3 protein-coding genes are annotated in these 17,305 nt (G+C 33.0%); all 3 read left to right on the top strand.

Annotated features, from left to right (window positions below):
- Positions 1 to 121: 121 nt before the first annotated feature.
- The gene (locus ABJD27_RS11800; protein ID WP_348162389.1) at positions 122 to 6,541 is read left to right on the top strand and encodes an amino acid adenylation domain-containing protein; all 6,420 of its coding nucleotides are present in this window, start codon (positions 122 to 124) and stop codon (positions 6,539 to 6,541) included.
- Positions 6,538 to 13,014 carry an amino acid adenylation domain-containing protein gene (locus tag ABJD27_RS11795; protein ID WP_348162387.1) on the top strand — a complete coding sequence of 2,159 codons (6,477 nt, stop codon included), beginning with the start codon at positions 6,538 to 6,540 and terminating at the stop codon, positions 13,012 to 13,014. The genes ABJD27_RS11800 and ABJD27_RS11795 overlap by 4 nt, the downstream gene beginning before the upstream one ends.
- Before the next feature lie 273 nt (positions 13,015 to 13,287).
- Positions 13,288 to 17,305 (top strand): amino acid adenylation domain-containing protein (locus ABJD27_RS11790; protein ID WP_348202048.1); only part of this gene is annotated, 4,018 nt, incomplete at its 3' end.

Here is a 17,305-nt window from a genome sequence, read left to right as displayed (position 1 = left end):
GCTTTTTACGCCATTTTCATATGTCGTTTTACTGCTGCCTATTGTAATTCAATAGTATAGAAGAGGAGTGTTATCGTAGAAACTATTCTATGTGTTTCAAATTAACTTGAAAATTAATATCGTGATAGAAAATTTAATACATACGTTACAGTCGTTAAAGATTGGACTTAAGGTTGTAGACGGAAGTCTTAAGATTAATGCTCCTAAAGGAGTTTTAACAACTGAGGTTATAGAAAGTATTAAAGCTCAAAAGAATGAGTTAATTGCATTGCTTTCTTCTTCAGAATCTATTCCTAAAGCAAAAGAGAGAGAGTATTATGCGCTTACTTCTGCTCAACAACGTCTATGGACATTAAGTCAGTTTGAAGCAGGTAATACTGCATATAATATATTTAATGCGTTTCAATTTAATGGTGTATTAAATATAGAGAAGATGTCGCTAGCATTTATAAAACTGATAGAGAGACATGAGAGTTTACGTACAATATTTAAAGAAGATAAGCACGGAGAATTAGGTCAGTATATAGTTCCTTTAAAAGAATATACAGGAGCATTGCAATTTGTAGATTTAAGCAATGCGACAGATCAAGCCTTAAAAAATCATTCTGATGTTATTCAAAGACATCGTTTTGATTTAGAAAGAGGGCCTCTTTTTATAGGAGAGATCGTAAAGGTGTCCAATGAGAAACATATTTTAATGTTTAATATGCATCACATCATTGGAGATGGATGGTCTATGGAAATCTTGAATAAAGAATTTGCACTTCTTTATAATGGACTATCTACAGGGCAAGAAGTAGTATTATCAGAGTTGCCTATTCAATATAAGGATTATTCAGAATGGCAAAATAGTGAGACTAGACAAACGGTTTTAGGAAAATCTAAAACATTTTGGTTAGATACATTTGCTGGAGATTTACCAGTTCTAGAATTGCCATCTCATAAAATGAGACCAAAAGTTAAAACCTATAATGGTTCTAGTTTTGATTATTCATTTTCTAAAGAATTTACATTGCTGCTTAATGCATATGCTCAGCAAAATGGGGTGACTTTATTTATGGTCTTAATGACTGGTCTTAATGGGGTATTATCTAGATATGCAAACACAAGAGATATTATTCTTGGTACTCCAATAGCAGGAAGAGAGCATGCTGATTTAGAAAACCAGGTAGGATTATATTTAAACACACTGGCTATTCGTACAAGATTTGAAGAGACTTCAAGTTTTGAAGAATTAATAGCAATACAAAAAGAAACTTTATTACAAGCATACTCCCATCAAGAATACCCTTTTGATAGTCTAGTTGAAGAACTTAACATAAAGAGAGATCTAAGTAGGTCTGTATTATTTGATGCATTGGTTGTATTTCAGAATCAACAAGAGTTATTAGCTTTAGACGGCTTGACACTTAATGGCGTTGAAATATCTTCATATAAGAATATAGAAAAGACATTTAGTAAGTTTGATATAAGCTTTGTTTTTTCTGAAGTAGATGGAAGAATATACCTCAACTTAGGATATAATACAGATATCTATACATTACATTTTATACAACAAATTATAGTTCATCTTGAGAACTTCTTAGAAATAGGAATTTCTAATCCAAAAGGAGGAATTAATACTATAGATTTTCTTTCAGAAAGAGAAAAACAACAACTATTGATTGATTTTAATGCAACTCAAACGGCCTATCCAAAAGAGGAAACAGTTGTTGATTTGTTTTTAAACCAAGTACGTGATACACCAGATGAAATAGCAATACAATGTAAAGGAAGAGAAATTACATATCGTGAGTTAGATACCTTGTCTAACCAGCTAGCAAGCTATATTGTTTCTAATAATACTGTTTCTAAAGGAAATGTAATAAGCATACAATTAGAAAAAAGCGAATGGTTTATCATCAGTATACTTGCAGTATTAAAAACAGGAAATGCATACCTACCTATAGATGTACATTATCCAGAGGAAAGAATATCGTATATAACGTCAGATAGTAATTGTAAATTTACTATTGATGAAGAATTCATAACTACTTTTAAGGAGTCAGATATAAGATCATTAGAAGAATTTACGGTAGTTTCTTCAGAAATTTCAGACTTGATGTATGTTATTTATACATCAGGATCTACAGGAAAACCCAAAGGAGTATTAGTAACTTATGGCTCTTTAATTAATTACATTTTACATCAATCTAAAACGTACGATTTAGGAAAATCCGAAAGAATCTTACAGTTTTCAAACTTGGCATTTGATGCCTCAGTAGAGCAAGTGTTTTTAGCATTGCTTCATGGAGCTTCTTTGATTATAGTTTCTAAAGATCTGATTATTGACACCCCAAATTTTGCAGAAGTTTTAAAAGAAAATGAGATTACTCATTTTCATGCAACACCAAGTTATATAAGTAAAATAGAAAAATTAGAGAGCTGTACAGATATAAGAAGAATTGTTTGTGGAGGGGAACCGTGTCCTAAAGACCTGGCAGCGCGACTTAGTATTCATGTAGATTTTTATAATAAATATGGACCTACAGAAACTACAATTAGCTCGACGATATACAAATATGATTCAAATCAATCTATAGGACAGTCAGTACCTATTGGGAAACCTATTGCAAACACAGAGATTTATATACTTTCTGATACTTTAGAAGTACAACCTCTTGGAGTTATAGGAGAATTATGTATTGCAGGGGATGGTGTCTCTAATGGATACTTTAATAAACCAGAATTAACCGCAGAAAGTTTTGTGGAAAACCGCTTTCGCGAAAGCGGAAACCTATATAAAACAGGAGATTTAGCAAAGTGGTTGCCAGATGGAAATATAGAATATATAGGAAGAAAAGATGATCAGGTAAAAATAAGAGGGTATAGAATTGAACTGGGTGAGATAGAAAACAATTTGATAGGTATAGCATCTATAGATCAAGCAGTGGTTATAGACCGTACTATTGATGGAGAAAAGATACTCGTAGCCTATATCACAGGAGAAGAAGAACTTGATAAACAAGAAATACGAGCAACGTTGAGTACTGAGTTGCCAGAATATATGATACCTAGTTATTATGTAGTATTAGATAGTATTCCATTAACAGCTCATGGTAAAATTGATAAAAGAGCATTGCCTGCGATTGCTCAAGAAGATATTCTTAAAAGAGAATATGTAGCTCCTATAACACCAATCCAAAAGCAATTAGTACGTATTTGTGAAGAAATTCTCAAAGTAGATACAATAGGTATTACAGATAATTTTTTTGAGTTAGGTGGGCATAGTCTTAAAATGATCTTGATCGTTAACAAGATTAAAAAAGAGTTAGGATTAGAACTTTCTGTAAAAGATATATTCTTACATCCTACTATTTCAGGAATGGCTTCTCAAGTGAAGAGAGGTGTACATACAAAGATACCAAGAGCCATTGAACAAGAAAGCTATGTATTAACATCTTCGCAACGTAGGTTGTGGGTGTTAAGCCAGTTTGAAGAAGGTAGTGTCGCTTATAATATTCCAGGTGTTTATGAATTGAAAGGAGCTATCAATATTGATTTATTTAATGAAGCTTTTAGAGTTTTAATAGAAAGACACGAGAGTTTACGTACTTGCTTTAAGCAAGATGATCAAGAAGAGGTGAGACAATATATTCTTCCGGTTAGTAGTATTGAAGCAACTATTCAAATACATGATCTTATACAGATCCAAGATCAAGATTCAAGAGTCGCTACTATTATTAATGCTAATTATACACATAGTTTTGATTTAAGTAATGCCCCACTGATTACATCTAGTCTAATTAAACTTGCATCAAATCATTGTTTATTGGTGCTAAATATGCATCATATTATTAGTGATGGTTGGTCTATGGAGGTAATAAGCAAAGAGTTCATGATGATATATGATGCTTTGCAGAAAGGAAAGCGTATTGTATTACCAGTACTTTCTATACAGTATAAAGATTATTCAGAATGGTTAGCAAAAGAAGAGCAACAGGCTAAACTCTCAATATCTGAAGAGTATTGGTTACATACTTTTAGTGGAGAATTACCAATATTAGAGTTGCCTACTCTTACAACTAGACCTAAGATAAAGACATATAATGGGGATTCAGTAACGTATCAGTTTTCAGAGAATTTGAGTAATCGATTACAAGCATTCTCAAAGCAACAAGAAGTGAGTTTATTTATGCTATTAATGTCTGGTGTAAATGGTTTACTCTCTAGGTATACAAAAACACAAGATATTGTTTTAGGGACTCCTGTAGCTGGCAGAGAACATGCAGATTTGGAGCATCAAATAGGGTTGTACTTACATACACTGGCTATCAGGACAAGTTTTGAATCTACAACGAGCTTTGAAGAGTTATTAGCTATACAAAAAGATACCTTATTACAAGCGTATTCGCATCAGGATTATCCTTTTGATAGCTTGGTAGAAGCATTAGATTTACAGCATAATACAAGTCGATCTGCATTATTTGATATTATCGTGGTATTACAAAATCAACAAGATCTATTTTCATCGACATCTTTGTCATTAGAAGGTTTAGAAATACTTCCATATACAGGGAATCACAGAAAAGTAAGTCAGTTTGATCTAAGTTTTATTTTTTCAGAAGGTGAGGGTCAATTATCCCTACATATAGAATACAATACAGATATTTATGAGGTAGATTTTATAGAGCGATTATGTGTTCATTTTGATACTTTTTTAGCGAGAGCAATCCAAAATCCAACACAAAAACTGACTACTATAAATTATTTGTCTCCATCTGAAGAGTCACAATTACTAGTTAATTTTAATGCTACTTCGGTTGATTATCCAGCAAAGACTCTTGTAGATTTGTTTTTACAACAAGTTGAAAAAACTCCAGAAGTGACAGCACTTGTTTTTGGAGATACGACATATACTTATAGAGAACTAGATGAGCTCTCAAATGAGTTTGCTCATTATCTTTTATCTACTTATGATTTAAGTGTAGAAGATTTAGTAGGTGTAAAGTTGGATCGAGATGAGTGGTTACTTATCTCATTACTTGCGGTCTTAAAATCTGGTTGTGCTTATGTTCCTATAGATCCTAACTATCCATCACAACGTATTGCTTATATAGAGCAGGATAGTCAGTGTAAAGTAACAATAGATCAAGAGGTAATATCCTCATTTACAAATACAGTGTCCATATCTAAAGAGTTACCTGAGATTACGCTTGACGTACATAATCTTGCTTATATTATTTATACCTCAGGTTCTACGGGTAAACCAAAAGGAGTTATGATCACGCATAAGAATGCTAGTTCTATGCTACATTGGTCAGAGAGAGAGTTTGGAGATACAGATTTTGAAGTTTTATATGCGGTTACTTCACATTGTTTTGATTTGTCTGTTTATGAATTTTTCTATCCTTTAAGTATAGGAAAGAGCCTTCGATTATTATCTAATGGATTATCCATAAGTGATTATCTAGATGTAGATACTAAGGTGTTATTAAATACGGTTCCTTCTGTTGTACAGGCTCTTATAGAGAAGGAGGTCGATTTTTCTAATGTAATAGCTATTAATCTAGCAGGAGAGCCTTTCCCTACGCGGATAGCTGCTTACTTCAAGGATTCTGGAATTATATTACGTAATCTATATGGGCCTTCAGAAGATACTACTTATAGTAGTTATTATAGAGTAGTTGGTACTTATGAGCGTTCTGTTCCTATTGGAAAAGGTATCGATAACACTCAGTTCTACATACTATCGGATGCATTAACATTACAACCTTTGGGGGTTATTGGAGAGATATGTATTTCTGGAGATGGATTATCAAGAGGATACTTACATCAACCAGAATTAACAGATGAGAAGTTTATAATGCATCCTTTTAAAGAAGGGGAGAGGATATACAGGACGGGAGATTTAGGAAGATGGTTGTCGGATGGAACTATAGAATATATTGGAAGAAAAGATAGTCAAGTAAAGATACGTGGTCATCGTATAGAGTTAGGAGAGATCGAGCATGTGTTACAATCTCAAGATGCTATTGATCAATGTGTAGTTGTTACTGCAAAGGTAGAGGAAGACCTAGCTATTGTAAGTTATATAGTAAGTAAGGATGCTATAGATAAACAAGAACTTCGTTTATCATTAGGTCAAGAATTACCAGCGTATATGTTACCGAGTTATTATGTATTTCTGGATGAGTTTCCTTTAACACCTAATGGTAAGATAGACAAGAAGTCATTACCATCTGTAAGTTCTGAAGATATTATTAAACGTGAATATGTAGCTCCTCGTACTACTATTGAAGAAAAATTGGTTGCTATTTGGGAAGAAGTGCTTGAGAGAGGGAACATAGGTGTTACTGATAACTTTTTTGAGTTAGGAGGACATAGTATCAAAGGGACTAAAGTTCTTTCAAGAGTAAATAGAGAGTTTAATGTGGTGATTAATATCAAGAACTTATTTATATCACCTACGATAGAATACTTAGCATCTCAAATACATTTTATAGAGAAACAAGAGCAAATCAAATCGGAAAAAGGATTACTTAAAGAGATAGCGTTATGATTGATTTATTGCACAAAATAACAGAGGCTGGAATCGCTTTGGAGGTGGTTGATGGTCAATTAAAGCTTTTCGCGAAAGCAAAAGAAATAGATGCACAACTTCTATCAAAGATTAAGGAAAATAAAGAGCGTATTACAACCTATCTTATAGAGACAGGCGCGCTAAATACAGATAGTACAGTTACAGATCCTATAATTCCTGTAGCACAAGCAGAGAGTTATATGCTTTCTCCTGGGCAGTACAGATTATGGACATTAAGCCAATTTGAATCTGGATCTAGTGCTTATAATATGCCTTTTGATATAGAGTTAGAAGGGACCTACGACATTACCTATTTTAAGCAAGCTATAAAGGCTGTTATAAAACGTCATGAGATATTACGTACAGTATTTAAAACAAATGAAATAGGAGAAGTACGTCAATATATAATCCCAAGTGAAGATTTTATTTTTGATGTAGATTATATTGATTATAGGGGAACGTCTGATAAGGAAGAGAAAATACAGACGTATATAAAGAACGATGCTTATCAAGCTTTTAATCTGGAGGAGGGACCTTTATTGAGAGCTAGTTTATTGCAAACAGATGATGATCGTTACGTTTTTTATTACAATTTACACCATATTATTAGTGATGGATGGTCTATGAATGTATTGTCACAAGATGTACTTAATTATTATAATGAGTATATGAATGGTACAGAGAAATCACTGGAATCATTAAAAATCCAGTATAAAGATTTTGCAAATTGGCAATTAGATCAATTACAAAGTACATCAAGTTCTAGCTCTAAGGAGTATTGGACTAAAACATTATCAGGAGAATTACCAATCTTAGATTTACCGTCAGAGATCGTTCGTCCATCTGTTAAAACGTATGCAGGACACGGATTTAGAACCTATTTTTCTAAGGAAATAACATTGGGTATTAAAGATTTTTCTAAAGAGAATGGAGGGAGTTTATTTATTAGTTTATTAGCTGCTTGGAATGTATTATTTCATAAATATTCTTCTGAACAAGATATTATTATAGGAAGCCCTACAGCAGGTAGAGATCATGCTGATCTATTGAATCAGATTGGGTTTTATGTAAATACAATTGCATTGCGCAATACAGTAAATCCAGATACGACTTTTAGATTGTTATATGAGCAAATAAAAGAGCGTACACTAGCATCTTATAATCACCAAATGTATCCTTTTGATCGTATTATTGAAGATCTGGATATTGAAAGAAATGTAGGTAGAAATGCCGTTTTTGATGTTTTATTAGCTTTACAAAATACAGGAGCTCAGATTTTAGATGATGATTTATCAAGCATTGTTACTGGAGAAATTGAGGACCTTGGTGCAAAAGCCTCTAAGTCAGATATAGAATTAAGTTTTGCAGAAGTTGGAAGTTATTTAGCTTTTGATATTACATATAATACAGCAGTATATGATGAAGCTAGTATTAAAAGAATGGTACAACATTACCAACAGTTATGGGATACATTATTGCATAATTTAGACACTCCTATTGCGGAACTTTTTTATATGTCTAAAAGAGAGGAAAATCAATTGCTTATTGATTTTAATAAAACAACAGCAGCTTACCCAAGTACATTATCTATACCCGAAATATTAGAAAAACGTGTACAAGAGACACCAGATGCGATAGCTATTGTATATGAGGATCAAAAACTAACCTATTTAGAGTTAAATAACTTGTCAGATACGTTTGCCCAGTATCTTAAAAAGAATTATAAAATAGCTCCCAATGACGCGGTAGGAATTCAGTTAGATCGTAGTCAATGGTTTGTAGTCGCTTTATTTGGGGTATTAAAATTAGGAGCAATATATGTACCTATAGATCCAGAGTTCCCAGAGGAGAAAATAAATTTTATTAAAGAAGATGCATCATGTAAATGTTGTATAACAAAGACAGAATTAAAAGACTTTATTACAAATAAAGAGGAGATAAATCTTTCAGATTTTAAGGTTATAAAAACAGATAATCCATTGGCATACATTATGTATACTTCTGGATCTACAGGGAAACCTAAAGGAGTTATAATAAATCAAAAATCAATCTTACGATTGGTCATGAATACCAATTATTTAGAAATATCATCTTATGATACTATTTTAGGTCTTTCTAATTTTTCATTTGATGGTTCTACTTTTGACATCTTTATGCCTTTATTAAATGGGGCCGCTTTGGTGATTTCTGAGAAGAATATATTTTTAGATCTTCAAAAATTTAATGAGTTAATTATCTCAAAAGGCATTAGTTGTTTCTTTATTACAACAGCTCTTTTTAATACAATTGTCGAGGCAGAATTACCTGCGCTTGGACAACTACAATATATATTATTTGGAGGCGAACAAGTCTCTGTAAAACATGTTAGAAGATTTAAAGATGTGCATCCTTTGGTGAATTTGCATCATGTGTATGGTCCAACAGAGAACACTACGTTCTCAACGTTTTATGAAATCGATACGATTAATGACAAACATAAAACAATACCAATTGGTTGTTGTATCACAAACAGTACAAGCTATATAATAGATGCTAAAAATAATTTGGTTCCTATTGGAGTTCCTGGAGAGATATGTCTTGGCGGTGAAGGTATCGCAGAAGGCTATCTTAACAGACCAGATTTAACAGCAGCTAAGTTTGTATCGCATCCATTCATCGAAGGATCACTTTTATACAAAACGGGAGATATTGGGAAGTGGTTATCATCTGGTGACATCGAATTTATTGGAAGAAAAGATGATCAAATAAAAATAAGAGGTCACCGTATTGAGTTAGGCGAAATAGAAAATGCTCTATTAACTATAGATGCTGTAGACGATGCTGTCGTGATTGCAAGAAAAAATAGTAATGAAGAAAAAGAGATTGTTGCATATCTAGTATCTAGTATAGCTTTACAAGCATCTGATATAAGAAATAAACTCAGAAAAAGTTTAGCAACTTACATGCTACCTTCTTATTTTGTGCAATTAGAGACTTTTCCATTAACTACAAATGGAAAAGTAAATAAAAAACAACTTCCAGATCCAGAAATTTCTCACCTTTCTAATGCGTCTACATATGTTGCGCCAAGAAATAGTAAAGAAGAAGAAGTAGTTCGTATATGGGAGGCAGTTTTACAAAAAACGAACATAGGTGTTACAGGTGATTTTTTTGAGTTAGGAGGGCATAGTCTTAAAGCTGCTCGATTAATCGAAGAATATCGTAGTGTTTTTAAAGTAAAATTAAGCCTAGAAGCTATTTTCTTAAATTCAATATTAGAAGATCATGTTACTCTTATTGAAGCTGGAACACGTTCCGAATATCAGGAAATTCCGATCATTGACACTGCAGTAAGTTATGTGCTTTCTGCAGGGCAACGTAGATTATGGGCGTTAAGTCAATTGGAAGCAGGAGCTTCGATGTATAATATGCCATTTCATAGTGTTTTAGAAGGAAGTTATGATATAGATGTTTTTAAACAAGCTATTTATGCTACGATAGAACGTCATGAGGTATTACGGACAGTCTTTAAAATAGATGATTCTGGAGACCTTCGTCAATATATTGTTTCTAATGAAGCATTTGATTTTGAGATTTCTTTTGTAAATCTTAAAGATGAGGATGACGCCAAAGAGAAGGTTACTTCCTATATTCGTGAAGATTCATATGTTGCTTTTGATTTAGAACAAGGCCCATTATTACGAGTATGTTTATTTCAATTAGAAGATGATACATATATCTTCTATTATAATATGCACCATATTATAAGTGATGGTTGGTCTATGGAAGTTTTATCTAAAGATGTATTAGCATTTTATGATGCTTATAAAAATAATACAATAGCGACTATAGATCCACTTAGGATACAATATAAAGACTATGCAAACTGGCAACAATTACAATTAACTCAGAAGGCTAGCCAAGAGGATAAAACATTCTGGAAAGAACAACTTGAAGGGGAGTTACCTATACTTGATTTACCATCTCAAAAAAAGAGACCTGTAGTCAAGTCATCTCACGGACATCGCTTTAGAACTTATTTTTCAAAAGAAGAAACCACTGCGATCAAAAGTATTACGCAAGCATATGGAGGAAGCTTATTTATGGCATTACTATCTGCTTGGAATGTGTTGCTTTATAAATACACAGGAGAACGAGACATTATTGTAGGAACACCAATTGCAGGAAGAAATCATATTGATCTTTTGGATCAAATAGGGTTTTATGTAAATACAATAGCTTTAAGAAATGAGGTATCTCCAGAGCTATCTTTTCTTTCTTTCTACAAGAAAGTAAAAGAACAAACATTAAAAGCATACAATCATCAGATGTATCCTTTTGATAAATTGATAGACGATTTAGATATTACACATCAAACAGACCGAAATGCTATTTTTGATGTGATGATTTCTTTGCAAAATGCAGGTTCAAATACACTTGATACTATAGTGCCTGATCATGGTATTTTGACTATTGAAGATTGTGGAGAAACGGTTTCTAAATTTGATCTAGAATTTAATTTTCAAGAAGTAGGGACTTGTCTTTTATTTGACATTACTTACAATACAGATGTATATGATAAGGATATGATACAAGGGCTTATGAATCATTATAAGCAATTGTGGCGTTCTCTTTTAGAACAACCTAATCAATTAATTTCAGAGATTACGTATCTATCTGAATCTGAAAAATTTGAGTTAATAAATACATATAACGATTATAAAATAAAGTATCCATCAGAAGTAACTATTGTAGACTTATTTGAGCAACAAGTACAAAAAACGCCAGATGCTAATGCAGTAGTGTATGAGGGAAAACAAATTACATATGCTCAGTTACGTGAAGTGTCAAATACACTATCGCAGTATCTAAAAGAAGTATATGAAATAGGTTTGGAAGACCTTGTTTGTGTACAGCTGGAAAGAAGTGACTGGTATGTAATTTCATTAATTGCAATCCTTAAATCTGGCGCAGCATATGTACCTATCGATACTAATTATCCTGAAGATCGAATTGCATTTATTCAAAGTGATACGGCTAGTAAAGTGACTATAAATGATGAATTTATAGAACAATTTAAAAACTACACTGTCGTATCGAGTAATGATTCTGTAGCAATACAGACGTCTAATCTGGCGTATGTAATATATACATCTGGATCTACAGGAAAGCCTAAAGGAGTTATGGTTGAGCATAGTGCTTTAAGCAATCTGTGTCATTGGCATCAAGAAACCTATGGTGTTACAACAGGAAGTAGATGTACTATGTATGCTGGAGTGGGCTTTGATGCTTCAACTTGGGAATTATTTCCAACATTGTTAAGTGGAGGTTGTGTGTATCCTATACCTGAAGAGATTCGTTTAAAAACAGATGATTTAGTCACTTTTTTTAACACTCATAAAATAACGCAAGCTTTTTTACCTACCGTATTGTATAATGATATGATACAAGAAAGTGTACAATTACAACACCCTTTAAAACTTCTAGTAGGAGGAGAGGCACTTATTGTTACAGGAGTAGATGAGAAACTTGAAATATATAATAACTATGGACCTACAGAAAATACTGTAGTAAGTACCTATTATAAAGTAACTCATCAAGATTCTGGATTAGTACCCATAGGAAAACCTGTAGGGAATGTAGATATTTTTATACTTGATGAGAATGGTCACTTGGTACCGCCCGGAGTTACAGGCGAACTCTGTTTATCTGGTGCAAGTCTAGCTAGAGGATATTTAAATAGCCCTACTTTAACTCTTGAAAAATTTGTATCGCATCCATTGGTAAATGAAGGAAAGCTTTACAAAACAGGAGATTTGGCTACCTGGCTTCCAGATGGAAACATTCAATTTATGGGACGCAAAGATACTCAAGTCAAACTACGAGGATACCGGATAGAGTTAGGCGAAATAGAAGTCGCCTTACAGGAAATAGAGGAGGTAAAAGAAGCAGTCGTAGTCATAAAAGAAGTACAAGAAGAACAGTACATTACGGCCTATGTGGTTTGCAATATAGAGGTAGATCGCTCTGTTCTCAAAAAAGAACTGAGCCAAACATTAACCGACTATATGATACCTACTTATTTTATTTATTTAGATAAAATGCCATTAACTGCAAATGGGAAAGTAGATACAAAAGCACTTCCACATATAGATGATGCACAATTTAATGAAGATGCAGTCTATGTGGCACCTAGAAATGATTTGGAAGAGCATCTTGTTGCAATATGGCAAGAAGTATTACAAAGAGATAAAATAGGAATAGATAATAGCTTCTTTTCCCTTGGTGGACATAGTTTAAAAGCAATTCAGGTAATTTCTAAAATTCAAAAAGATTTTAATATCAAAATTGAACTTAAAGAAATGTATAATGAACCGACAATTGCAAACCTATCTAGCTATATAGAGTCTATACAAATCTTAAATAACCAGCAAGTATTCTCTTCGACTGCAGGAGAAGAATTGGTTTTTTAACATAAATACATCTTTTAATAATTATAGGTTATACGCTTTCGCGAAAGCGTAACCTTACTATAAATAACTGCACCCTCAATCTGAGGAAACTGTAGTGGTCTTAATCAAGATTATACCGCTTAATAATAGAGATCAGTAATGACACATAACTATACATTATGTGTCACAAACGATCTCGTAAAATATCTGAATACCCTTTGTTTCTTTATAAAAGAACAATGTGTTTCTAGCTAAACGAACAATTAATTTTTTGATGAAATAATATAAAATACAATGAAAAATATTCAACATATTATTAAAACGTTATCCAATAAAAACGTTCAAATTTTTATAGACGACTCAGAGGAAAATTTAAGAGTCGTAGGTGATACTGCAGCTCTTACAGAGGAAGATAAAATCAATATTTCAAGTAATAAAGCTGCACTTATTACTTTACTTAAAAAGAGTAGAAATAGTCAGGAGTCTAACTTTGAGGTGATTGAGGCTATCCCTACATCAGAAAGTTATGAAGTATCTGCAGGACAACGACGTCTTTGGACTTTGAGTCAGTTTGACGGAGGTTCTGTGGTGTATAACATGCCAATGCATACAACTCTAAAAGGGAGTTATGATATCACATGTTTACAAAAAGCAATGACAGCTACAATAGCACGTCATGAAATATTACGCACGACATTTAACATGGATGGGCAAGGTAATTTAAGACAATATGTACTACCAGTAGATGCATTAGATTTTACATTGACATATCTTGATTTTAGAAACGATACTAATAAGGAGGTTAGTGTTGAGAAGTATATAAACGAAGATTCTTTTATGCCATTTGATTTGGCAACGGGACCTTTATTTCGCGTAAGCTTATTACAACTTGAAGACGATACATATGTTTTCTATTATAATATGCATCATATTATAAGCGATGGATGGTCTATGAATGTACTATCAAAAGATGTATTTACATTTTATGAAGCATTTGTAAATGAGGTACCCCCTGTACTTACTCCTCTTGAGATTCAATACAAAGATTATGCGCATTGGCAATCTTTACAATTAGAAACGCCTAAAGCAAACTCGGATAAAAAGTATTGGTTAGATAGTCTTACTGGAGAATTACCAGTCTTAGATCTTCCTTCAGAAAAATTGAGACCTTCTGTAAAGACAAATAAAGGACGTAGCTTAAGAACGTATATTTCTAAGGAAACGACAGCACTACTTGAGCGTTTTACACAAGAACATAATAGTAGTACTTTTATTAGTTTACTAGCTACGATTAATATCTTGTTTCATAAATATACTTCTGATACAGATATCATTATAGGAAGCCCTGTAGCTGGTCGTGATCATGCAGATCTAGCAGACCAAATAGGTTTTTATATTAATACACTTGCATTGCGCAATACAATACAAGCTCAGGAGAGTTTTACCTCCATCTATACACGAATTAAAGAACAAACATTAGAGTCCTTTGAACATCAAATGTATCCTTTTGATAGTTTGGTAGAAGAACTTAAAGTTAAAAGAGATGCAGGAAGAAGTAGTGTGTTTGATGCAATGTTAACACTCCAAAATACAGGAGTTACAAATCAGAATATTAAAATAACATCATCAGAGATCAATACTATTTTTGATGAAGGAGAAACGGTTTCAAAGTGTGATATTCAACTTAATTTTCAAGAAACTGGAGAGCACTTAATTTTTGATGTTATTTATAATACTGAAGTTTATGAGCAGCATATGATCGAAGGATTAATGAGACACTATAAGCAAGTTCTAGAAGAAGTATTATCTCGTCCAGAAATTCCTATAGAGCAATTAACATACGTGAGTAAGGAAGAAGAGAAAGAATTACTTCTAGATTTTAATGCTACAAAAACAGATTACCCTACAGACATTACACTAGTAGATTTAATTGAAACACAGGTTGTCAATAATCCAGATGCAGTTGCTCTAGTTTATGAAGGGGTAGAAATGACGTATGGTACATTAAATGCAAAGGCAAATCAAGTCGCTACTTATTTGCGAAATATTGGAGTTGCAAAAGAATCTTTAGTGGGACTCTGTATGGAGCGTTCTTTTGAGATGGTTATAGGAATGTTAGGGATTATGAAATCAGGAGGAGCATATGTTCCTATTGATCCTCAGTATCCAAGTGAAAGAATACATTATATACTAGAAGATACAAAGGCAACTGTTGTACTTACACATACAAATAGTATGAATGTAGTTGCTTTTCCAGAAAATATTACAACACTTAGTCTAGATACAGAAAGTACGTTATTTGAAAATTTATCTGAAGCTAATCTTAAGATAGATCTAGCTCCTTCAAATGTTGCTTACGTTATTTATACTTCGGGTTCTACAGGAAACCCAAAAGGAGTAATGAATGAACAAGGTGGTGTTGTTAACCGTTTATTATGGGCTCAAGAATATTATAATTTAACAAGTGATGATGTGTTAATACAGAAAACTACGTTCTGTTTTGATGTATCAGTATGGGAGTTTTTCCTTTCGCTATTAGCGGGTTGTAAATTAGTCATTCCAAAACCAGAAGGTCATAAGGATAGCGATTACCTTAGAGAGTTAATCTCAACACACAAGGTAACAATGATTCATTTTGTGCCTTCTATGTTAAGCACATTTTTACTAGATATAGATACAACTACCTGCGCTAGTTTAAAAAATGTTGTTTGTAGTGGAGAAGCTTTAAAAATAAGTCAAGTAGAGGATTTTCAAAAAGTATTACCAGAAGTTATATTAAGTAATTTATATGGTCCTACAGAAGCTGCAATTGACGTGACAAGTTGGATAGCTCCTTTTAATGCAATTGATTTAAAAAGAGTACCTATAGGTGTCCCAGTAGCAAACACTCAAATTTACATTTTGGATGCACAAATGAATGTACAACCTAAAGGCGTTTCTGGAGAGTTGTATATAGGAGGTGTTCAAGTTGCAAGAGGGTATATAAACCGTCCAGAACTCAATGATTATAGATTTGTAAATAACCCATATGGAGAAGGAAAATTATATAGAACTGGCGATAATGCAAAATGGCTTCAAGATGGTACTATAGAATACTTAGGAAGAGAAGATAGCCAAGTAAAAATTAGAGGATACAGAATTGAATTAGGAGGGTTAGAAACTGTTGTAAATAGTTGCCCATTTATATATCAAGGAGTTGTTATTGCTAGAGAAGATTTATATGGAGTAAGTGAATTAGTTGCTTATGTAGTTCTTAAAGAAGAGAAAACAAAAGAAAATGTTATTGCTTATTTAAAAGAACAAATTCCTAGTTATATGATTCCTGGTATCATGATACCATTAGATGAAATGCCACTTACTTCTAATGGAAAAGTAGATAGGAAGTCTTTACCAGATCCTACTTTTATTAGAGAACATGAATATGTAGCTCCGAGTACTGAGATAGAAGAGACTTTGGTTACGATCTGGCAAGATTTACTCAATGCAGAGAAGGTCGGAGTGACTGATGATTTCTTTGAATTAGGAGGACATTCTTTACTAGCAATTCGTTTATTATCTGCCATTAAGAATACATTAAATGTGGTTGTAACGATAACCCATGTGTTTAATAATCCAACCGTTTCAGAATTAGCTTCTTTTATAGAGGATCAGGATGCTACTTCAATACTTTCTTTAGTAACTAAGCAAGAATTACCTACAGATATTCCATTGTCATATGCACAAGAGCGCTTATGGTTTATAGATAAGTTAAAAGGAAGTGAGCATTATCATATGCCTGCGTTATTGAATTTAAAAGGGACACTTAATGTTACATATTTATCTCGTGCTTTAAAAACCATTGTAGAGCGTCACGAGTCTTTACGTACGATTTATGTAGAAAAGGAAGGTATTGCCTATCAAGAAGTACAGTCTGCAGATTATTGGGAGTTAAACGTTGTTTCTTCTGAGGATAGTTATGAAGATCTTGTATCAGAAGAAGTAAGTAGACCTTTTGATTTGTCAAAAGATTATATGTTACGTGCTACAATTATCGAGGTATCAGACACAGAGCATATTTTGGTATTAGTGCGTCATCATATCGCAACCGATGGATGGTCAGAATCCCTTATTGTTAATGAATTTAAAGAGTTATATGCTTCTTATGAATCAGAAAGAGAAGCGGTGTTACCAACACTTAGTTTCCAATACACAGATTATTCTGTTTGGCAACGTTCTCAGATATCTGGGGATGTTTTGTCAGAGAAGTTAGATTACTGGGAGTCAAAGTTAGGAGGAGTTGCACCATCTGGATTACCTACAGATTATCCTAGAC

The organism is Dokdonia sp. (assembly GCF_039945015.1).
In the GTDB taxonomy this organism is placed as follows: domain Bacteria; phylum Bacteroidota; class Bacteroidia; order Flavobacteriales; family Flavobacteriaceae; genus Dokdonia.
Note: the sequence above shows the minus strand (reverse complement) of the source record. Positions and strands in the feature narration are given on the sequence as shown.